This is a genomic window from Pseudomonadota bacterium (genome assembly GCA_022361155.1).
Classification (GTDB): Bacteria; Myxococcota_A; Polyangia; order Polyangiales; family JAKSBK01; genus JAKSBK01.
The window spans coordinates 1-21075 of record JAKSBK010000074.1; the positions used below are offsets into that span (position 1 = coordinate 1).

The 21075-nt window shown below is 65.2% G+C and carries 16 protein-coding genes; 6 read left to right on the forward strand and 10 right to left on the reverse strand.

Features of this window, described 5'->3' with window-relative positions; translation table 11 throughout:
- Positions 1–190: 190 nt before the first annotated feature.
- Positions 191–1561, reverse strand: a complete 1371-nt coding sequence (locus MJD61_01980) for an ATP-grasp domain-containing protein (GenBank protein MCG8554047.1) — start codon at positions 1559–1561, stop codon at positions 191–193.
- A 142-nt stretch (positions 1562–1703) separates the two neighbouring features.
- On the opposite strand from MJD61_01980, the gene ybeY reads away from it, so the two are divergent.
- Both ybeY and MJD61_01990 read left to right on the forward strand, forming a co-directional pair.
- A complete protein-coding gene (gene ybeY, locus MJD61_01985) occupies positions 1704–2192 on the forward strand; it encodes an rRNA maturation RNase YbeY (GenBank protein MCG8554048.1) in 489 nt (162 codons plus the stop codon).
- 513 nt (positions 2193–2705) lie between these two features.
- The gene (locus MJD61_01990; GenBank protein ID MCG8554049.1) at positions 2706–3017 is read left to right on the forward strand and encodes an HU family DNA-binding protein; all 312 of its coding nucleotides are present in this window, start codon (positions 2706–2708) and stop codon (positions 3015–3017) included.
- Between the two features lie 212 nt (positions 3018–3229).
- On the opposite strand, the gene MJD61_01995 is transcribed toward MJD61_01990, so the two are convergent.
- A complete protein-coding gene (locus tag MJD61_01995) occupies positions 3230–4558 on the reverse strand; it encodes a hypothetical protein (GenBank protein MCG8554050.1) in 1329 nt (442 codons plus the stop codon).
- Between the two features lie 627 nt (positions 4559–5185).
- Here MJD61_01995 and MJD61_02000 point away from each other — a divergent pair.
- A complete protein-coding gene (locus MJD61_02000) occupies positions 5186–5848 on the forward strand; it encodes a response regulator transcription factor (protein MCG8554051.1) in 663 nt (220 codons plus the stop codon).
- A gap of 344 nt (positions 5849–6192) precedes the next feature.
- Here the strand turns inward: MJD61_02000 and MJD61_02005 are convergent, their stop codons facing one another.
- From MJD61_02005 to MJD61_02025, 5 genes are read right to left on the reverse strand one after another with little or no spacing between them, the layout of a single operon-like run.
- Positions 6193–6801, reverse strand: a complete 609-nt coding sequence (locus tag MJD61_02005; protein MCG8554052.1) for a pilus assembly protein PilP — start codon at positions 6799–6801, stop codon at positions 6193–6195.
- Between the two features lie 2 nt (positions 6802–6803).
- A complete protein-coding gene (locus MJD61_02010) occupies positions 6804–7415 on the reverse strand; it encodes a type 4a pilus biogenesis protein PilO (GenBank protein MCG8554053.1) in 612 nt (203 codons plus the stop codon).
- Positions 7415–8056, reverse strand: coding sequence for a PilN domain-containing protein (locus tag MJD61_02015; GenBank protein ID MCG8554054.1), 642 nt, complete (start codon positions 8054–8056; stop codon positions 7415–7417). The genes MJD61_02010 and MJD61_02015 overlap by 1 nt, the downstream gene beginning before the upstream one ends.
- Positions 8053–9105 (reverse strand): pilus assembly protein PilM, encoded by a 1053-nt coding sequence (locus MJD61_02020; protein MCG8554055.1) that lies wholly within the window; start codon positions 9103–9105, stop codon positions 8053–8055. The genes MJD61_02015 and MJD61_02020 overlap by 4 nt, the downstream gene beginning before the upstream one ends.
- Positions 9106–9115: 10 nt before the next feature.
- Positions 9116–9280: a helix-turn-helix transcriptional regulator gene (locus tag MJD61_02025; protein MCG8554056.1), complete on the reverse strand. Its 165-nt coding sequence runs from the start codon at positions 9278–9280 to the stop codon at positions 9116–9118.
- A 526-nt stretch (positions 9281–9806) separates the two neighbouring features.
- Between MJD61_02025 and MJD61_02030 the strand changes: the two genes are divergently transcribed.
- Positions 9807–10913: a LysM peptidoglycan-binding domain-containing protein gene (locus MJD61_02030; GenBank protein ID MCG8554057.1), complete on the forward strand. Its 1107-nt coding sequence runs from the start codon at positions 9807–9809 to the stop codon at positions 10911–10913.
- Here the strand turns inward: MJD61_02030 and MJD61_02035 are convergent.
- Complete coding sequence (locus tag MJD61_02035; GenBank protein MCG8554058.1) at positions 10910–11335, reverse strand: hypothetical protein; 426 nt, start codon at positions 11333–11335, stop codon at positions 10910–10912. The two genes, MJD61_02030 and MJD61_02035, sit on opposite strands and share 4 nt — an antisense overlap.
- A 192-nt stretch (positions 11336–11527) precedes the next feature.
- A complete protein-coding gene (locus MJD61_02040; protein ID MCG8554059.1) occupies positions 11528–16633 on the reverse strand; it encodes a sigma 54-interacting transcriptional regulator in 5106 nt (1701 codons plus the stop codon).
- Between the two features lie 31 nt (positions 16634–16664).
- On the opposite strand from MJD61_02040, the gene MJD61_02045 reads away from it, so the two are divergent.
- Together MJD61_02045 and MJD61_02050 are read left to right on the forward strand one after the other, a co-directional pair.
- Positions 16665–20027 (forward strand): NlpC/P60 family protein, encoded by a 3363-nt coding sequence (locus MJD61_02045; GenBank protein ID MCG8554060.1) that lies wholly within the window; start codon positions 16665–16667, stop codon positions 20025–20027.
- Between the two features lie 39 nt (positions 20028–20066).
- Positions 20067–20813: a pyridoxine 5'-phosphate synthase gene (locus tag MJD61_02050; GenBank protein ID MCG8554061.1), complete on the forward strand. Its 747-nt coding sequence runs from the start codon at positions 20067–20069 to the stop codon at positions 20811–20813.
- Positions 20814–20844: 31 nt separating this feature from the next.
- On the opposite strand, the gene MJD61_02055 is transcribed toward MJD61_02050, so the two are convergent.
- Positions 20845–21075: chlorite dismutase family protein (locus tag MJD61_02055; GenBank protein MCG8554062.1), on the reverse strand; the 231-nt coding region annotated here is incomplete at its 5' end.

Sequence of the window (21075 nt, forward strand, 5' to 3'; positions counted from 1 at the left end):
CTTGTCTGTAGGGCGGTTGCCGTCCACAGGGCGGTTGCCGTCCACAGGGCGGTTGCTGTCCACAGGGCGGTTGCCGTCCACAGGGCGGTTGCTGTCCACAGGGCGGTTGCCGTCCACAGGGCGGTTGCCGTCCACAGGGCGGTTGCCGTCCACAGGGCGGTTGCTGTCCCGGCGGCAGCCCCGGTCCGGTTCAGCTGGCGGTCGCCACCAGCCTGGCCACCGTAGTCGTATCGTACTGGCCGGCGCGGAAGGCTTCGTCGCCAAGGACATCGCGAAGGAAAGAGATGTTGGTGGTCAGGGGAGTGATCACGGTTTGCGCGAGTACGCGATCCAACGTGAGCAGCGCCTCGTGCCGTGTTTGACCGTATGTGATGACTTTGGCAACCAGCGGATCGTAGTAGGGTGTTACATCGCTGCCTGAGGTAACGGAGCTGTCGATGCGCAGCTTGCCCGGTGTGTCGATGGGCCAGCGCAGCACCTGAACCCGACCGGGCTTCGGTAAGAAGCCACGTTGTGGATCCTCGGCGTAGATGCGCGCCTCGATCGAATGTCCGGAGGCGCGGGCCTGCTTGACGGACTGCGGCAGTGGCTCGCCTGCGGCGATCCGAAGCTGCATCTCCACCAGATCGATGCCGGTGCAGAATTCCGTGACGCCGTGCTCGACTTGGAGCCGGGCGTTGAACTCGAGGAAGTAGACCGACCCGTCGGCGTCGGCCAAGAACTCGCAGGTCCCAGCGTTGCGATAGGCCGAATGTTTGGCGATCTTGACTGCGGCGTCGCACAGTTCCTCGCGTGTCATCCGATTGTGCGGGATGTTTGCGAACGCCGGCGCGGGCGATTCCTCCAGGATCTTCTGGTGTCTGCGCTGCAGGCTACACTCGCGATCGCCCAGAGCGACGCAGTGGCCGAAACCGTCTGCCAGAAGCTGAACCTCCACGTGTCGCGGGCGACTAAGGCAGCGTTCGATGTAGATGCGGTTATCGCCAAAAGCGGACGCGCCTCGGTCGGCACACGACTGCATTGCCCGCTCGAGCTGCGTTTCATCGGCGACGACCTGCATGCCGATGCCACCGCCACCGGCGGCTGCCTTGACAACCACGGGGTAACCCAGATGCGCGGCCTGTTCTTTGGCCGCCACGGCGCCCGACACGGCAGCCTCGCTGCCCGGCACTGCGGCGACTCCGGCGGCTCTCGCGATCTCTCGCGCCCTGAGCTTGTCACCGAGCTTTTCCAGCGTTTCCGGCTCGGGACCCACGAACACCAGGCCCGCGGCGGCGGCCGCGCGGGCAAACTCTGCCTTCTCGCTCAGCAAACCATACCCGGGATGGATGGCTTGCACGCGGTGTTGCTTTGCGGCCTCGATGATTGCCGAGGCGTTCAGGTAGGACTTGCTCACAGGGGCTTCGCCGATCCTCGCTGCCTCGCCGCAGGCCGCTACGTGTGGCGCCCCTTGGTCGGCGTCGCTAAACACGGCGACGGTACCGATGCCCATGCGTTCGCAGGTGCGCGCGATGCGCACCGCGATTGCTCCTCTGTTTGCGATCAAGATCTTGCTGAACATGAAGCTCCTCGCAACTTTCGAATGTGCCGTCGGATCGGTTGTCTAGCGTTGAAGGATCGGTGCCGGCGGTGCATGGTAGCGTGTCGTGCCCGCATACGTACGCCATAAAGGCGCCGGTCGTCCCGCTGTTTCTTGCTCGACCGTGCGCCGGTCAGCCGAACGTATGCTGGAGGCGCTGCGGCTCGAGGCGGCCGAGCTTTCCGTTCTGCTTTGCGACGATGCCATCATGCGCGATCTGAATCGGCGCCACCGTGGCATCGAGACGGCGACGGATGTGCTCGCGTTTGCCTCCACGGAGGGCGTTGCGCGCGGTAGTGCCCGCGGCCTACGTGGGCCAAGATCCGCGTGGGACTCCTGTGGCGAGGTACCGGGCATACCGCTGGTGCTTGGCGACGTCGTGATCTCCCTCACTACGGCGAAGCGTCATGCCGCAGACCGCGGGCTGGCAGGGGCGGTCACGCGGCTGCTGGCGCACGGTCTGCTGCACCTGCTGGGGTTCGATCATCGGACGCCGGATCAGGATCGGCGCATGCGGGCGAAAGTGGACCTGCTGTACGCGACCGCCCGGCCACGTGGCCGGTTGCCTGTACCTGCTGCGAGGCAAGCGGGCCGAACCCGATCGCGGAAGTAAGGGCAAGGCTGTGATCTTGAATGCTTGGGCGGGCGACCTCGGCCCAAGGGGTCAGTGTGCCAGACAGCTACCACAACGGGCTTGTGGACAAGTTATGGACAGCAGCCAGGGGTGCGAAGCCGCGAAGGAAGTCAAGCGGCGCCCCACAGTACGCCAAAAAGGCACGTAATTGTATACAGTTGGCTGAAACGAAGCCGGCTTGGCTCGAGTTGCCTGGCCGGCCTTGCATTCGTGCACTGTACGCTGTGGAAAACACGGCATTTTTGAGACACGGCGACTTCGATCTCCCAGTCCGAAAGATCGTGATCCGAGCCGATCTAGCCTGCATTTCGTGGCGAATTGCGCAAGGCTGGGTCCCGTAACCGGGTTTTTTTGGCTTTTTTGGGCGAGGGTGCGCCAAAAGGTCTTGTTTTCCAGGCCCACCGATGCATAGATGGCGCCCGATGGGGGCCGAGAGGGAAAGAGGCACTCTGACGCCTTGCCGGCGTGAGCAGCCGAAAGGAGGGAAATCAGATGGCAAGCAAGCGCATGACCAAGGCGCAGATAATCGGCGAGCTTTCGGACAAGACGGGGCTGACCAAGAGAGAAGTGCAGAGCGTTTTCGGGGCTCTGCTGGATCTCACCAAGCGTGAGCTCGGAAGGCGCGGTCCGGGGGAGTTTGTCGTGCCCGATATGATGAAGCTCAGAGTCAGGAGCATCCCTGCCCGCAAGGAACGCAAGGGTGTCGATCCTTTCACGAAGCAGGAGCGAGTCTTTCCGGCCAAGCCGGCTTCCAAGAAGGTGCGTGCGACGCCGCTGAAGAAGCTCAAGGACCTTGTGAAGTAGCTGCAAGCCAGGCTTGGAGCGCAAGCGTTCAGGTTCCAGCAAGTCGGGTTTTCAGGCGGTTTTCCGGGCGAGTGCGCCAGCAGGAGTCGCCCGAGGAGTACTTGGGTATTTCGCAGGGCAGCGACGAGGACGTAAACCGCCCAGAAATGCGCCCGGGGAAGCTGCCGTGGACGCGAAGACCCCGGTGAACGGTTACCTTGGAGCTACCTGTTTCAGTTCGGCGAATCCCCCGTCGCATCCGGTGGCGTTCCGGGTTGCGATCGTTGCAGAGCACCGCGCAGGAAACCGAGGAGCACTCGGAATTGCTGGAAATTCAATTCGGTTCGTCCCCGTACCAGCGCTTCATCACGCTCGATGATCCCCGCCGACAGGGGCGTCCCCAGTCCCATGAGCCTGACAAGGGGCTGCGCCGCAAAGCGTTGGCGCAGGCTGTCCCAGAATAGGGAGGCTCGCCCGGCCTGCGCCCCGGTATCGTATTGCAGCGCCGCGATTGCTGCGACTCGACCATCCCTCTGCACCAGCGAGAGGCGCATCCTGATCGGGATCTGGGTCGTGTCGCCGCGCACGAAGTGGCGAGCCCCCTCTACGCTGAACTCCAGGGCGCTGGACCTGTCTTCGAGCCTTAGCAGGGCTTGGGCGGGCGAGCGCTGGCCTTGCCTCGCGGCGTTCGTGTTGGCCAGTCTGCGCCGCAGTGCCCGTCCCACGGCTATCAGCCTCGGCAGGTCTCTGGGCCTCGTGATCGCGAAGTGCTTCCGGTCGAGCAGTGTGAGCACGCGCCGAGTGGAATCCTCGTTTAGCCACGCGGCCGTTAGGTAGCGTCCGGAGCGGCGCCACGTAGCGGGCCTGCCTCGGCGCCGACTTAGCCGCTCGACTGCCTGACGAGCCCGCCGGTGCGCGTTTGCGCTCGCGCCCGCGATGACCAGGTGCGAGCGTTGAAGGTCCGGTGACGCAATGAACAACCGTTCCAGATCCGCAATCGGGTCCACGCCGGAGCCAGCAAGCACCGCCCGCCAGTCGGGGACGGCCTCGAGAAAACCACGAACGTCCTCCACCAGGGGCGAGGCGCGTATGCGGGCCAGGTTCAGGCGCAGGGCCAGGTGGGTGCCGGATGCGGAAGCCAGTGCCCTGAGCTGTCGGCTGGCGATGTCGAGCTGCTCGTGAGGCGCGGTGTGGGTGGCTTCGCGATTGCGCTGCGGCTCACGAGGTCGCCTGGCTTTCGGTCCGCCTTCACCCGATCGCTCTGTCTCTGCCTTGTCGCTCGTGAGGCGATCGCCGCGCTCGTTCGGTCGCGCCTGCAGGCCATGTCCATCCGTGCTCGATGCCGGCTCGCCCGTCGAGTCGACCGGAGTGGCTTCGATCACCCCAAACTCGACATGAGCGGGGAACCGCACTTCGAACCCCACGTCAGGCAGCGTCCCGACCCAGCCCAGCAAGGCTGCGGCGGCGGCATGCAGCGCGATCGACGCCGCGACACCAATGACCGTGGCGAGCGATTGGTTGGGTTGCGATTCGTGCTTGGCCAAGGGCGACCTCAACCGCATCGTCAGCTATCGATGGGCACGACGGCAAGCTGCTCGCCAGAGTCCCAGGGTTCCGAGCGAATCCGAGCTGGCGCGGTTTGAAGCTCCCCCGGCCACGAGCAAGCCGGTTCGAATCGCCCCGGCGTTCTCGGCGTCGGCTCTGAAGCAGCTCGCGAACGCATGGGTAGCCGAATCGATGGGACTGGCCGGGATGACGGGTCTGCGGCTCGCGCCAGCGTCGGGTGCCGGCCATGACGAGCCATCTCCCAAGCCGACGCTGAAGGAGCTCGAGGGAGAGCCAGGGAGCCTGCTGCTGCGGCGCATGCTGCCCGGTTTCTATGTGAGCTTGGACCGCGAGATGACCAGCGGCACCCGTCGCTACTGGCGCACGCAGGCCAACGGGTTTGTCCCTTCGCGACGGGTACGCAAGGTCGAGTGCTCTTCCTTTCGTGGCATCGTGCTCGAGCCGGTCGCTACAGCGGGGGCTCAGGCGTCGACGTCGCAGTCGACCGTGCCGGCGACACCGGCTCGGCGCGCCGCGGTGGACCCCCAGCGGCTAGCTTGCGCTGGCGATCGCATCCGGCCTGCGCGGCCGGTCTCGACCGGCTATCCTTGCACAACAAGCCTTGAAGGAGGTGTAGGACAGGGGTGCGCACGTCCTTTCTCATCGTGGACGATCATGTACGTGCAGCGCGCTCGATGCGGCGTGTGCTGTCGCGCTATGGACCCACACGCATTGCGTCGCGCCTCGCATCGGGCCGTAGGGCGGTGGAAAGCCTGGCCTCTCTTGCAGGCTTGGTCGTCGACGTCGTGCTGCCAGATGGATCGGGCCTGGAGGTTGCGGAGCTTGCTCGGGAGCGTTTTGCAGAGGCGCTGATCCTCGTTCTCACGGGACACAATAGTCCCAAGACCAATCGTCGTGCCTTCGAGCTCGGCGCCGGCTACCTGCAGAAGCCGGCAAGCTCCGGGGACATCGAGCTGTTTGCTCGCAGGGCCATGACGCTGCAAGTCGCTCGAACGCAGGGGCTGCAGGACGCGGTCGACAGGTTCTCGGGCCGCCACGGGATGTCCCGACGCGAGCGCCGGATCGTCGAGCTTCTGGTGTCTGGCGTGTCGGCGCGTTCCCACCTCGCGGCTCAGCTCGGCGTGACCGAGCACACCGCGAAGAAGCAGATTGCGTCCATCCTCGCCAAGAGCGGCGCGCGCCGTGCTGCCGACGTCGTCCGCCTAGTGCTGGCTACCCCCTTTGCCGATGCCGAGGCCGCGCGCTCCACGGCATCACGTGAGCCCAGCTCTGGCTCCAATCGCTAGCCCGCATCGGTCACCAGCCTCCGGCCGCTGCGTCGATTCGGAACCGCGTGTCCGATCTGCCCGCGCCAGCCGCCGCGTCTTCGTTTCGGCATCCTCAACATAGTGCCAACTATGCCTCCGGTGCCTCGACTGCGGATCAGCGGCTATCACACCCTTCCGATCTTCCTCGGGCTCTCAGTCCGATACAGGCGGTTCAGTATCGACAAGGCGGTTTCGGGCGGCAGGCGGTTCAGTATCGACAAGGCGGTTCAGTATCGACAAGGCGGTTTAGTATCGACAAGGCGGTTTCGTGCGGCAGGCGGTTCAGTATCGACAAGGCGCCGCAGGCTGGTGATCGATGCGGGCTAGATGCCCGCGGCCACCTGCTCATGCAATGGAACGATCCGCGTCAGGGGCGGCTGATTGGGGTCGGTCGGATCTTCCCGGCTGAGCACCACCTCGTTGTCGCGTATGCGATCGACCCGCCAGTTCAGCGTGAGCGCCACGTTGTCGACTCCCCCGGTGCGAACGACCTGGGGCCGGCCGATGAAAACGCCTCGTTGGACCACGTGTCCGACGCCAAGCGGATCCACGAACATGGCGCGTGGCTTGGGAACCCCGCTCACGATGGCCACGAGCTGCATTTCGTCGATGCTGGTGTTAGGCATGATCACTTCGCGCTGAGCGACCCGGGAATGCTGCACCTTGAACTGCGATACGAAGCTCCGAAACGGATCCCTATTTCTTTCCGCTTCAGAGAAGTCCTCGTCGCCGAATACCAGCTGAGCTTGCCGCTCGACCTGCTGCTCGTCGGGGCTCGGAGCGGATGGTTGCGACTCGGACTGTTCCGGAGCGCCCAGGCCTCTGGCGACGCGCTGGTGGTCCTCGGCGCAGCCGAGCAAACCAAGCACGACTGCAGCCATGAGCCAATCGAGTCGTGTGCGGAGGTCTTGGATGGTGACCGGGGAAGACATGCCTAGCCTTTCTTCTTCGCGTCGGAAGGACTCGGCTTTTCGCTTTCCGACAGGCGACGAAAAGTCGTTGCCAGGACCGTCACACTCAAGGTTACTTCCTCGCCCTTACGCTCGGGATCCTTTAGCGAGATGTCCTCCATGTTGATCGCGCGATCGAGCGTGCTCACGTTATAAAAGAACTTGGCCAGCTGATGGTATCTGCCCGACAGCGCGAGTGACACGGGAAGCCGAACAAAGAACTCCTGCATCTCCTCGGGCCGGGGCTGTACAAGCTTCATGCGCAGGCCGCTCAGCTCGGCGAGCCGGTTGAGATCCGCCAGGAATCCAGGGATCTCTGCATGCTCCGGCAAGATGCGCAGATTGCGACGATCGCGCTCTTCCCGCCACGCGAGCTCCTTGCGGAGCCTGAGATACTCTTGCTGGCGGCTTTGAGCTTCTCTGACCTCGCCCTCCAGTCGCACGCGCTTCTGTTGCTCGCCGTCGATCTTTTCCGTCAGCTCCATGTGCATCCCGAGGTAGTAGATGGACGAGGTCAGCGCCACGATTAGCACGCCGAGCAAGACCTTTGCGGTGTTGGATAGGGCGGCGAAGCTCTTGATCTGACGGGCAGCCACTAGTAGTTCACCTTGCAAGTCAACCGGAAGTCGATCACCTCAAGACCCGAGCCCTTGGTCTTTACCGAGCTTGTCTTCTCCAGCATGACCTCGTCGAAGACCTCCGACAGGGCCAATCGGCGCAGGAACTCCGCAACGTCCTCGTTGCTCTTGCCGTATCCCTGGATCGCGCACTCACGCTGGTCCTCCTCGAAGGACTGCAACCACAAGCGACGGACGTCCCAACCTGGATTGTACCCCGACAAGGGATTGCTCTTGCGCAGCTCCACCAAACGCTCTTCGTCCACCGTCGGCCCCCGTGCAACACTCAGTATCTTGCTGAGCTCCATGAGCACGCGCGTGGGACCCATTCTGGCTTTTTGCAGCTCCCCCACGACGGTCTCGAGCTGGCGGCTCTTGTCGAGCTTGGCCCGCACTGCCTCGAGTCCCTCGCTCTGCTTGCGGGCCTGTTCTATCTGGCGCTCCAGCGAGGCATTGGCAGCCATCTGCTCCGTGAGCTTGTCGCTGTACGTATAATAGATGACACCAAGGCCCACAGACCACAAGAAAGTGACGACCAGATAGCCCAGCCCCCAAACGACCCCGCTCCCCGCTCCGCTCGTGGCCCGCACGGTGTCGGGCAGCAAGTTGATCCGGATCACTCGCGCCGCTCCCGGTCCTTGCGCAGCGCCAATCCGTAGGCCACGACCGCCTGGCTCGCCCTGCCCTGCAGGGCCAGCAGATCCACTCGCTTCGGGTCCGGTGCTGCCACCAAGAGCGGGTCCAGCGCCTCCACGGGCACCTGCGACCGTGCGTAGAGGCTGTTTCGCAGGGCATGAAGATTCGCGGTGCCCCCCGACAGGTAGATCTTCTCGATCTGCTGATCGCCGCTGGTGGCCTGGTAGAAATCGAGCGAGCGTTGAATCTCGCCAGCCAGGGTATCCACCGAGTCCCGCACGATCTCGGTCACTTGAGACGGAATTGCGCCCGGCGCCTGGCTGCACTTGAACGCCTCTGCCTCCTCGAAACCGACCCCCAGCTGGCGCCGGATCTCATCCGTAATGGTATTGCCCGCACTCACGACGTCCCGCGTAAACGCCGTGGTACCTCCCGACAGTACGTTCAGGGTCGTAAGCGACGCACCCACGTGCAGCAGCGCAACGGTTTGTTGCCCCTCTGCGCTCGCGTAGGCGAGCTCGAAGCAGTTCTGCACCGTGAACGCGTCCAGATCAACGACATGCGGTCGTAGCCGCGCTTCGACCGCGAGATTGGTGAGGTCGGCGATCTCTTCCTTCTTGGCTGCGACGAGCAGCACGTCCATCTGTCCCCGATCCTCGCGCCGCGCCAGCACCTGGTAGTCAATACGGACATCTACGAGGTCGAACGGTATGTGCTGCTCGGCTTCCCAGTTGATCTGTTCCCCCAGCTCGGCTGGTGTCATCACCGGCATCGTGATCTTCTTGATGATGACGCTGTGACCACTGATGCGCAGCGCGACGTCACGGCGCCGGCTCTTGTGGAAAAGCAGCTGGAGCCCTTCCACGATCGCGCCCGAGTTCATGATGTGCCCGTCCACGATGGTCTGCGGTGGCAGAGGGTGGTAGCCGAAACGCACCAGCGTCCTGCGCCCTCTTCGCCCCTCCTTGATCTCGCACACCTTGACGGAGCTGGAGCCTATGTCGACGCCAACGAGGTTTCTGCCTTCGGACATGCGCGGAGCATCACTCCTCCTCGCCGAATACGCGCACGCGATCCGCGAGGCTCAGGCCAAGGGCTTCGAGGATCTTCCGCTTGGTGTCCATGCGGCACCCGAATCCCTTCTCGACGCGATCGATCGTCAGCACCGAGAGTCCCGCGCGACGTGCCAGCTCGGCCTTCGACATCATCCGGTTGACCCGCTCCTGGCGTACCAGGTTAGCCCGGCGCCCCGGCTGCTTGGCCGTAGCTGTCCGCCGAGGTCGTGGCCGCTGGTCGGAAGAACCGGTCGCAGCCACAGTAGGGTCCGCCACATCGCCGCTGCTGCCTGCCTGGCTGCTTTCAACGGCGCGACTTGCTGGCGAGTTGCTGCTCGGAGGCTTCTTCTTTCCGGCCTCCCGCCGAGCGGGAGGCTCCACGATTCGAACCGGCTTTTCGTCGTGATGCATCGCGATACTAAAGGCTCGCGACCCAAGGTCGTTGGGCAGGCACCTAGACGTTATGGCCCGCCCAAGCCAAGCGTCAAGAAATTCTTAATAATTGGCAGCCAATTTAGATAAAATTTATGCTAATTTCAGTCCTTTTCACCGATATAGGAGGCGATCCGGACCAGCCTCACGCGTGGCACGGTATGCTCTCGATTGTCAACGAACGAACGGCGTCCAGCCGAGAGTCGCATCGGCCGTCTCGAAGATCAAAAAACGGGGCAAGGATCGGTTGATCATCTTTCTTGCAGAGCATATCCACGGGGACATGGGCCGGCACAGCAGGCTGCTCGGATCGGTTTTCGCGCGTGCTTCCCTCGCTCTTGCCACGCTGCTGCTGTTGACCTCGGCCGCGCATGCAGATCGGGAACACGTCGTTCGTCAAGGTCAGACGTTATCGCGAATCGCTCACCTTTACGGCATCACCGTGGGGCCGCTCGCCGCGGCGAACCGCCTGGCCCGAGCGTCGACCCTCAGGCCTGGCCAGGTGCTCAACGTCCCCGCACGTGGCGTGGTCTACGTGAGGCGGGGACAAAACCTGTCACGCATCGCGCGCTTCCACCGCGTCTCGGTCGCCAGCCTGGCGCAGGCGAACGGGCTCTCAGCCGACGCGATGCTGCGTGAAGGGCAGCGCCTGCTGCTGCCCGGCTTTGAAGCTGCGAAGAAGAGGGCGCGTGCGGAGAAGCGCTGGGGCCGCCCCGCGCGGCCTGGGGTGGCCAATCTGCACCGCGTCTGGTCGAGGGAGCACATCCGGCTGCGCTTGGTCGACAGGAGCGGCAGGGTGCGGCGGCCCGCGTTGCGCCGGCTCGGCCATCTGCTCCGAGCACGCAAGAACCGCCGCACGAAGCAGCCGCATCCACGCCTGGTTCGCCTGCTCGCGCAGATATCGGATCACTTCGGTGGGCGGCCCCTTTACCTGGTCAGCGGTTACCGGCCGCCGGGAGGCTATACCAAAAAGACCAGCCGGCATGTGGCGGGACATGCGGTCGATTTCTGGATACGGGGTGTGTCCAATCGAAAGCTGCGCGACTACTGCCGCAAGCTGCATCATGTGGGCGTGGGTTACTACCCTCGCAGCCACTTCGTTCATCTCGACGTCAGACGCAAGAACGCCTACTGGGTCGACTGGTCTCGTCCCGGACAGGCGCCCGAGAATAACGACCCCAAGGAGCTGAGGCTGCTGTTCGCGCGTGCGGCGGGCGAGGGCGAGCAAACGCTTGCTGACCTTGCCCAGCAGGCTTTCGATGCACTGGATCTCAGGGAGCCGCCCGAACCGCGGGCCGAAGACGATGGCCGGCCGCCGTTCGACGACAAGCCCGACGACATCGTGGGCAGTTAGGAGGCGCCGTCCACCGGTGCATCGGAATGCGCCGCGTCGCTGGGACCCGCCTCGCCGCACGACGAGCAAGCGTCAAGCTTGGCATCCCCGCTCGACGCATCGAGCCTCCCGGAATCCACGGGCGTACCCGCATCGCCCCCGGCACCCCCACCAGCCACCGGTCCGCCATCTATGCGCAACGCAGGGGTCTCATCGCCGCACGGAATCAGCAGGGAGCGTCCGGCCTCGCAGCGTCCCGCGACGCAAGCCGCGAGCTTGCCGCATGTGCGAGCGCCGTTACCCGGACAGTCGGCTACGGTCTCGCATGGCGCGCCCATGTCCATGGGAATCTCCGGATCCTGCGGACAGCCCGCCAACAGGGCCCAGCTTGTGGCTGACACGATAGCGGCGGCCCGAGCCCGTAGGGTGTATGACCTGATCATGTGCGGATTCCTAGCCTACACGCCAGCAGGCACGTGCGCGAGCTGCCTTGCGTTGCTCCACGCAAGGCGTGGATGGTGTTGGGAGCCCGACGTACTTTCCGGTCGACTCCTGCGGGCGCACTCGCCCAGAAAACACCTGAAAACCCGACTTCCCGGAGCCTGAGCGGTTATGGATGGCGAAGACCGGGGCGGTCATAGAATCTCGTACTGGCGCAAGCGGCGGTAGAAGGTGCGGCGCGGCATCTGAAGCATCTTGGCGGCCTTTGCGCGATTCCAGCCGCTCGCCCGCAGCGCCTCCAAGATGGACTCCCTCTCTCGCTGCTTGTGCTCGCCGATGTTGGCAACCTTACGGTCCCGCAAGGGCGTGGAAGCGCCCTGCAGTGAGACCTGCCGCGCCTCATCCGAAGTGGATCCGGCTTCACCGATGGCGATGTCGTCCGGTTCGATGACGCTGCCATTGGCCAGCACCGAAGCACTGAGCAATACGTGCTCGAGCTGTCGCACGTTGCCAGGCCAGGAGAACCCGCACAGCTTGTGCAGTGCGCCACTTGATAGCCGTTTGGAGGATGCCGCGGCGCCTTTCGCAAACAGGCGCAGGAAGTGGGCGCACAGCAACGGCACGTCTTCGAGCCGGTCTCGCAGTGGCGGGAGCGCGATCTCGACGACGCTAAGGCGATAATACAGGTCTTCCCGAAGACGGCCGGCTCCCAGCAGCTCCTTGAGCGGCCGATTCGAGCAGGCAATAAAACGTACATCGACCGGCTTCTCACGCTCTGCGCCAACGGGCTGCACCGTCCCCTCCTGAAGCACCCTGAGCAAGCTCACCTGCATGCGCAAAGGCATATCGCCCATCTCATCGAGAACGAGGGTGCCCCCCGAGGCGCGGGCAATCAGCCCTTGGCGATCCTGGTGCGCGCCCGTGAAGGCTCCACGCGTGTGACCGAAGAGCTCGCTTTCAAGCAGCGAATCGGGAATCGACGCACAGTTGACGACGACAAACGGCCCCTTGGCTCGCGGGCCCGCGTAGTGAAGCGCCCGAGCGACCAGCTCCTTTCCCGTCCCGCTCTCTCCCCGCACCACCACGGGGACCGCAAGTTGCGCCAGTCGATCGATGGCATCGAACACGGGTCGCATGGCTGCAGCCGATCCCACGATGCCGTGACGGCACGAACTTGCGGCTGCCTGCTGCTTCGCGGCCATGAGCTCGCGCTGAGCCTCCTCGAGCTCCGATGTCCGCGCTTCCAGCAACAGCTCGATCTCTGCCTTCGCTTGTTCCAGCGCGCGGTTGATTCGCGCGACGTCCTGGCTTCGTTCGCTGTTCTCCTGGTGCAAACGCGCATTCTCGATGGCTATAGCCGCCTGGTCCGCAAAGGCCGACAGCAGCTCCACGTCAGCATCGCTGAAGCGGGCGGCACGCCTGCGGTGCTCCAGGTAGAGCACTCCGACCACGCCCTTGCGGCCCCGGATGGGCATGCAGGCCACCGAACGCAACATCAGGTGGTGTACGGACATGTACTCGCTGAACCGTTCATCCCCGCGCGCGTCGACACTTACGATGGGTTCGCCGTCGATCAGCACGGCCTCGGCGATCGAACGGCTGAACGCCGCGTGCGCGTCCAGCACGTCCGATCCGCCCTTCGCAGTCCGCAGCGTGAGCTCGTCGTGATCGCCGGTCAGCAACAGCAGGCCGCGCTCAGCGCCCGACAGCTCGACCGCACTCTCGGTTATGCGCTCCAGCAAGCGGTCGAGCTCGAGCTCGCAGGCCAGGTTGCGGATCGACTCCAGGAGGCGCTCGATGCGCGGGTCGTCAAGAGCTTGTCGCCCTCGGCCACTGCTGCTCTGCTCGCCGGATGGCTCGCGCGCGGCGTTGGCGCGCTCGCGCACACGCCGGCGCCGGGGATCGTGCCAGAACGCCTCGCGCTGCTCCACCGGTATGGTCGATGCGATCCTTTGCAGCGCCTCTCTCGCCAGCCGAGAAAAGCGACCGGCAAGGAAGCTCGCGGCCGCACCGTCGTGGTAGTCGGCCACAGCCGCCAAGACCTGCCACTCGAGCTCGAAGTCGCGCTTGTGACGCGCGAGAGTCAGAAGCTGCTCCAGCTGCCCCAGCACAGGGCTGCCGCTGCCGCGCCGGAGCTCTAGCCGTGCGGCGAGCAACCTCTGGCGCCCGACGAGATCGTCGGGATGCGAGTCCTTGACGAGATCGCGTGCCAGGGCGAGGCGCCGCCCCGCATCTGCCATGTCCGAGCCCGAGCCAAGATCCAGCAGTGCCTCCGCAGCGTCGAGCTGAGCCTCGGCGAGCTCCCGCCGCAGCCCGAGTTCCTCGAAGCGTGCCACCGCCTCGTCGTAGCGCTCCCGCGCTGCGCTCAGATCGCCCTTGCGCGCCGCGAGATCACCCTGGTAGTCGGCAACCTGGCCCGCGAGCAGGCGCATGCCCACGCTTTCGGCGTCCTGTCCAATCGCCCGTAGCTCCAGCCGCGCTCTCTCGTACAGGCCCAGGTAGATGTGCAGCTGCGCCAGGTTGCTGCGCGCGGTTAGCTCCGAGGGCGTCCGTCCTGCTCGCCGCGCGAGCTTCGCCGCCCCTTCGTAGTGTGCCGCAGCTTCCGCGGGACGACCCCGCAGAAACAACACGGTACCCAGGTTCAGCGAGCCACTGGCCATGCTCCCGCTGTCGCCAAGCTGATCGGCGATCTCGATGCTGTTTCGGTAAAGCCGCTCGGCGTCCTCGAGCTGACCGGCACGCTGGTGGATGATCGCGAGGCAGCTCTGAGCGGAAGCAAGATCGGATTTGGTGCCGATTCGCCGGGCGAGGTCAAGCGCCTTGTCCGCAGTCGCCTGCGCACCCGTATGCTCGCCACGGTAGCTCGCGACGAGCGCCGCACAACCAAGCAGCTCGATGCGCACGGGATCGTCTTCCGCAGCGCAGGCCAGACCCTTTTCGACAGCGACGTCAACCTCGGCGTAGTCGCCCCGCCGCAGCTGGTTTCTTGCCAGCTCTCGGAACACGCGCGCCCGTGTCGTTGCTTGGGCATCGACCGGCACACGCGCCAGCATCTGCACCGCTTCGTCGAACTTGCACTGCAGATTGAACGCCCGGGCAGCTCCCAACGCTGCCTCGGTCTTGTCTACGACCGACGCGCCGGTGCGCACGAGTACCTGTTCGAAAAGCTCGGCGGCCTTTTCGTATTCGCCGATGACGTTGCGCAACCCAGCTAGCGCGAGTGCAGGAGAATCGGAAAGGAGGCCGTCCTGCCGCTCTGCGAGTCGCTCGTACAGCTGGGCTGCCGAGGTGTGAGCGTCGCGAGCCGTCAGCTCGCGAGCGGCCTCGGAAACCACGTTGGCTGCGTCGGTTTCACCCGGACATGCGAGAACGATGCAGGCACGAGCGAAACTCGGCAATGTAGGAAAGACCTTCGAGGTCAGAAGCGCTCGGGTCAGCCGGGCTCGCTGCGCCGGGTGCTGTTGCTGCAAAAGCACATCGAGCACACCCTTGTCTGCGAGCATCACACGCTCGGCCGCACGCACTACCAGGCCTGCTCGTTCGCCCTGTTCGAGCAGGCGCCGGCTAACACTACGGTCCGGAAACTCGCGATCCGTGGTACCAGCGTCCAAGCCCGTCGCCATTGCCAGTGCGTCAAGCTGTTCGCCGGCGAGCGCTCCTCCCACCGTGGCCAGGATCTCCAGCAGGCGCCGTGCGCTGCTCGAGACCGCCGCCAGCCGCCTTTGCGCGATCAGGCGCCGCGACTGCCCGGAGGGAAGACTGCGAACGTCCGTTGCCGAGGGTGCCCTGCGGGTTGACAGCTCCGCCAAGGCGTCGACGATCTCGGCAGGCAACCCGCCGCTGTGCTCGATGAGCGCTTCGGTCACGCTTTCGTCCACGGGACCCAGCACATCCGTGACCAGTTGCGAGACTTCATGCGCGGACAGGGGCGCCAAGTGCAAGGTCTCGCGCGCGCCAAGCTCGCGCACTCCAAGCGCAGTCTTGTCGGTGGCCGTCGCGATCACCGGCAACGGTCTGGCCGTTGCGTCGTGGACGGCGTAGCGCACACACGTGCCCAGCCACCCCTCGGCCAGGTCCAAATCGTCGATGAGCACAACGCAGCCTCGCGCGCCGGAGGAGCCGTCGAGCAAGCTGTGCAGAGCCGCCGCCAGATCGCACGCTTCCACCCGCTCTGCGCGTTGCAGTCTCTCGAGCGTGTGGTGCGCCTGCCGGGCGCTGCCGGTCTCGGAAAGCAGATCGGCTTGCCGCAGCAGCGTTGCGGCCGCTGCAAACGGATCGTGCTCGCAGGCGGTGATCTCGAGTACCGTGAACCCGCGCACCTGCAGGCGCCACTTCAGCTCTCTCAGCAACGTCGACTTCCCCGAGCCAGGGGGGCCCTCGAGGAGCAGAACCTGGCGCTCGGCCGCGTCCTTGTGCGCCCCAACAGCGTGGGACTCGAGCACCTCGAGCACGCGACCGTGCCCGCGAGGCCGCGGTGGCACGAACCCCCGGGCAACGGCCGCAACAGGAGCGTTCGTGAGGCCGGCCAGCGCCGCGGCAAACTCGTCCACCGTTGCCAATCGGTCCAGCGGATCCGGGCGCATGGCATGCCAGGCGACCTCCAGGGCACGACTGGCGCTCGGACTCAGACGAGCCGGTGCCTTTGGGCGCTCGCCAGCGAGCTTGGCTTCGAGCGCGCGGGCCCCCAGCTCCGCGAAAGGCGGGGCGGCCACGAGCAGGACCCACAAGGTGGCCCCGAGCGCGTACACGTCGCTCTGGACGTCGATCGCCTTGCCCTCGAACAGCTCGGGCGCCATGAAGCTGACGGTGCCGGAGCGTTCATAGGGCTTATCGCGGTGATGCATGATGCGCGCGAGACCGAAATCGATCACGTGAAGGTCGCCGTTCGCATCCAGAATCAGGTTGCCGGGCTTGAGGTCGCCATGGATCACACCGACGCGATGGAGCGGAGCCACCGTCGTCGCAGCGCGCACGATGGCCTCGATGCGTTGCGCGTCATCGAGCCGATCGGCCTCCGCCAGGGATGTGCCGGGAACGAAGTCGCGCGTGAAGAAAGGCGTGGCTCCGGCATCGCCGGCCACGCCGAAGTCGTGCACCCGAGCCACCCCGGCCAGCGAGATGGACGCCATCGTCGAGAACTCGCGCTCAAACGACTCGTGGATGAGCCGATCGGCCGCGGTAGGCAGCCATTTCAGCGCGAGGAGACGTTCCTGGGCGGCCCGGTCTCGCGCAAGATACACTTCGCCGAAACCACCTCTGCCCAGCAACTCGACAAGCTCGTAGCGCTTCGGTAGCACCACCCAAGCGCCCACCTTAGCACGTGGCACATTCATGCTCAAATTGGCACGCATAGACGTTCGGCGGTCCTACCTAGCCCGCACGCTTCGCTGCGTCGTGCGGGCTCGCTGCGCGCGCTGGGCCTTGGCGCTGCTCTTGATGGCCCAGGCCTGCAGCCACGGTCCTGCCGGCGCGCCCGCTGCAAAGCCCGTTGCTGTTCGCAGCCCCCCTGCGCCCCAGACCCCTGCGGTCACGCCTGGCTGTCCCGCCCGGATGCCGGCACCCTCGCCCCTGCCGGGCGTCAAGCCGGAGCACTTGACACTGGATTACTGGATCGCGCAACTGGAGCTGGCGGGCAACGCCGACGATGTGGTGCTGAGCGTCGAAGAGATCGAGCGGCACAACGCGGCGGTAGGCCGGAGGGGAGCAGGCTTCGCTTTCAGCCAAAACGATCTGCTGGCCCCTGTTGATGGCGCCGAGCTCACCGAATCGCTCGCCGAGCGTTTGAGCTACATGCTACAGCGACTGCGTTCCGGCGAGTATGTCACTCGAGAGGGCAAAAAGCCGAGTGACAGCGAGCTCGCACTGTTCACGGCGAATCCGCTGGCGCGTGCTCGCTTGCGGGTGGCGCTCGCGGTTACGCCGCTTCGATGTGGCCCCTTCGACGCTCCGCTCTACAGCACCACAGGCGACCCCAGCATCGACCGCAACGCGTGCAGCAGCGCACACGAACAGGAGGTGATCCAGACTCTAGGGCGCTGGCCCAACGGCATGCGGCTCGTCCGGACACGCTATTCGCTCGGCTGGATCAACGACGACGCATCTCTCTCCCCCCCACTACCGGCAAGCCTGGCGGGAAGCTACCTCGAGGGCCAGCGTGTACGTGCGCTAAGGAACGTGGTGCTGCGCGCTGCGAACGGCTCGGAACATCTGGTGGCTCGTTACACGACGCTGCCTCGCAACAGCCCGGCCGCGAGCGCATGGGTCGCGAGCGAGCACGGCTTTCACGAAGTCCGGAATCTTGCCGATTTCCATTCGCTTCAGCGCCCGTTGACGCGGCGATCCCTGTTGCAGACGGCTCTAGGATACCTCGACGCAGCCTACGGATTCGGAGGTCAGCAGGGCGGCCTGGACTGCTCGCGCTTTGTGATGGAGGTGTTCGAGTCCTTTGGCCTCGTACTGCCTCGCCACAGCAGCTGGCAGGCCCAAGCGGGCAGCCTGGCGCTCGATGTCTCGGAAGCGGACCCGAAAGCCAAGCTGCGCTCCCTCGACCGGGCCGCAGTGGACGGCGTCGTGCTGCTGCATTTTCCCGGGCACATCATGCTGTACCTGGGGCGCAACCAGGAGGGCTCGCCCATGGTCGTGCACGCCTTGGGTGAGTACAGCGCAGCGTGTGCGTCCAACACCGCATGTGCATCCAAGACCGAGGCTGCACCGAAAACCGAGTGCGCTCCCAAGACCGAGGGTGAGCCAGCAGGCGAGACCCTGTTCGACGTGCGTCGGGTGACCGTAAGCGACCTCGAGCTTGGACGCGGCAGCTCGCGACGCTCCTTGCTGGACCGAGTGACCCGCATGGTCGTGTTTGGCGGGCAGCTCGATCAGCGTTTCGGCGATGTCGTTCGGCCTGCCGCCCCCGCAGTTCTCCCAAGCCCTGCCTCCTGCCGTGGAAGCGGCGCCCAGCACGTGTTCGTGTCGCCGCGTTGGCCGACGCGCCACGATCGGCTGCGAGTCGTGGTAACCGGGAGCGAAGCCGCTGCGCCTGCATCGCTGCAGCTGATCGACCCCGCTGGACAGATCGCGGCCAGCGAAACCAGGCGACTGGGCGGACCACCCTTCTCGCAGTGGACCACGCTCGAAAAGCCAACCCCGGGCTGGTGGACTGCCGTGCTGGCCGACGGCGCCAGGATCCATGCCTGCCGGCGCTTTCGGGTACGCATGGTCAGCGTGGACCGCGCCAAGATCCTGAATCCCGGCGAAGTCTTCTGGACGGCTCGAAGAGACTGGAGCCTGGCCATGGAGAATCTCTACGCGGCGTTCGTCGAACAGCTCTTCGACTTCCCGGCGGACGACGGTCGCACCTGGCCGAACCTGCACGTGCTGCTGCAGGACCAGACGCGCAACCTGCTCTACAACCATCTGGGTCTGGACGAGGAACAGCAGCTGCACCTGCAGCCGGATTGTGCCGACCTGCCCTTCGCGCTGCGGGCGTACTTCGCCTGGAAGCTCGGCTTGCCCTTCGGTTACCGATCCTGCACTCGCGGGGACGCCAGCACTCCACCACGCTGCCAGCCCGTCTTGTACGGCAACGGCGAGCCGCGCGACCCCGGCCTGAGCCACGTAGCGTCCTTCCACAAGTACCTGACCACGATGCAGGCAGTCGTGCACTCGGCAAGCGGACGGACCCAACCGCAGGATCTGGTCAGCGACCTGTACCCCGTGTCGCTTTCGCGGCAGAGCCTGCTCCCGGGCACGGTATTTGCGGATCCCTATGGACACATCATGGTCTTGGTGAAGTGGTTTCCACAAAGACCGTGGCAAAGCGACGGCTACGGCGTCTTGATGGCCGCCGAAGCGCAACCGGACTCCACGGTGAGCCGCAGGCGCTTCTGGCGAGGCTCCTTCCTGTTCAAGTCCGACACCGCCCGCGCCGGAGCCGGGTTCAAGGCGTTCAGACCGCTACGCATCGACCCGGCCCTGGGCACCTTGGCTGCGCTGGACAACGGACAGCTCAGCGACTCGATTCTGTCCGCACCCTTCAGCATCGAGCAGTACGAAGGCTCGGCCGACGACTTCTATGATCGCATGGACGTGCTGATCAATCCGTTGCCCTTGGACGCGGCCGACCGGCTTACGAGCCTCGTCGACGCCCTGGAAGAGCAGGTACGCCGCAGGGTGATCTCGGTCGACAACGGCACGCAGTACATGCGGTCGCGCGGGTTCGCTCCCATCGAGATGCCCTCGGGCCACGCCGTATTCGAAACACGGGGAGCCTGGGAAGACTACTCCACGCCCTCGCGCGACATGCGCCTTCTGATCGCCATGGACACCGTGCTCGGTTTTCCCGGAACGGTGGAGCGCCGGCGCGCCAGCTTCGCGCTTGCCGACGGCGAGCGCGGCGACCAGGCACTGGCGGAGCTTCGGGACCAGCTGCCTCGGGAGCTCGAGCGGCGATCGTTCGGCTACCGGCGCAGCGACGGCTCCGAACACACGCTGAGCCTGCGGGCCTTGGTCGAACGCCAAGAGGCGCTGGAGATCGCGTACAACCCCAACGACTGCGTGGAGCTGCGCTGGGGTGCGCCGGCAGGCTCGGACGAGCTCTCGACCTGTGACCGCCGGGCTCCCGAGGAGCAGCGTGTTCGCATGGAGGCCTATCGCTTCTGGTTCCGCAAGCGGGAACGACCGCCTCGTGGACGCTAGTCTTCACAAAGCGCCGGCGCCTGTGTATCTAGCTCAACCATGGCGGCCCGTCTGAGTGTCAACGTCAACAAGGTGGCAACACTGCGGAATTCCCGGGGCGGCAGCGCTCCCAGCGTCCTGCAAGCCGTGCGCACCTGCCTGACCGCAGGGGCACGTGGCATCACGGTGCATCCACGCGCGGACGAACGTCACATCACCGTGCGTGATGTCCTGGACATAGCGGAGCTGCTTGCGTCCGAACGCGAGGAGGTCGAGCTCAATATCGAGGGAGACCCGCGGCCCGATTGGCTGCGAATGGTCGCTCGGGTGCGACCTCACCAGGCCACGTTGGTCCCAGTCAAGCCAGGCGAAATCACAAGCGATGCCGGCTGGCAGCCCGAGATGAAAACCGGCGACGAGCTGCGATCGGTCGTGTCGGATCTACGCGAACGAGCAATCCGTGTCAGTCTCTTCGTGGACCCTGAGCCCAGAGCGGTTGCGTGGGCCGAGCAGGTGGGCGCCGACCGCGTCGAGCTGTACACCGGGCCATTCGCACGAGCGTGGCTGGATGGCTGGGATGCCGCCCGGCACACGTTCAGCCGCTATGCCGAAGCGGCCGCGCAAGCGCACGAGCTTGGACTGGGCGTCAACGCCGGCCACGATCTGGATCTCGACAACCTCGTGCTTTTTCGCCGATTGAATCACCTCGACGAAGTCTCGATCGGGCACGCCCTGATCAGCAGGGCGCTCTTTGTTGGTCTAGAAACCGTGGTGCACGAGTACCTGCAGGTACTAGCCGAAACCTGAGATTGCACCCGCCCAGTGTCCTGTAAGCGCATCAACCGGGGATACGTGCGGCCACGTGACCTACGAAGAATGGGCCCATCTGGCGTATGAACTCCGACGTCTGCCGAGTCTTGCGCATGGATTCGATCACATGCGACAGCGGATGCAGAGCGCTGCCGATCAGTCCGATAACGAACTCGTTGTCGTTAACGTCGAGCCCGTGGCAGGCCAGCCGCACATCGTGTGCAAGGTCTTGAGCCCCGTAGGCGCGACCGATCAGGGC

Excerpts from the sequence above, each read along its gene's own strand:
- MJD61_01980 (MCG8554047.1), bottom strand. The coding sequence starts at position 1,561 with ATGTTCAGCAAGATCTTGATCGCAAACAGAGGAGCAATCGCGGTGCGC.
- MJD61_01990 (MCG8554049.1), top strand. The coding sequence starts at position 2,706 with ATGGCAAGCAAGCGCATGACCAAGGCGCAGATAATCGGCGAGCTTTCG.
- MJD61_01995 (MCG8554050.1), bottom strand. The coding sequence starts at position 4,558 with ATGCGGTTGAGGTCGCCCTTGGCCAAGCACGAATCGCAACCCAACCAA.
- MJD61_02005 (MCG8554052.1), bottom strand. The coding sequence starts at position 6,801 with ATGTCTTCCCCGGTCACCATCCAAGACCTCCGCACACGACTCGATTGG.
- MJD61_02020 (MCG8554055.1), bottom strand. The coding sequence starts at position 9,105 with ATGTCCGAAGGCAGAAACCTCGTTGGCGTCGACATAGGCTCCAGCTCC.
- MJD61_02025 (MCG8554056.1), bottom strand. The coding sequence starts at position 9,280 with ATGATGTCGAAGGCCGAGCTGGCACGTCGCGCGGGACTCTCGGTGCTG.
- MJD61_02035 (MCG8554058.1), bottom strand. The coding sequence starts at position 11,335 with ATGATCAGGTCATACACCCTACGGGCTCGGGCCGCCGCTATCGTGTCA.
- MJD61_02045 (MCG8554060.1), top strand. The coding sequence starts at position 16,665 with ATGCTCAAATTGGCACGCATAGACGTTCGGCGGTCCTACCTAGCCCGC.
- MJD61_02050 (MCG8554061.1), top strand. The coding sequence starts at position 20,067 with ATGGCGGCCCGTCTGAGTGTCAACGTCAACAAGGTGGCAACACTGCGG.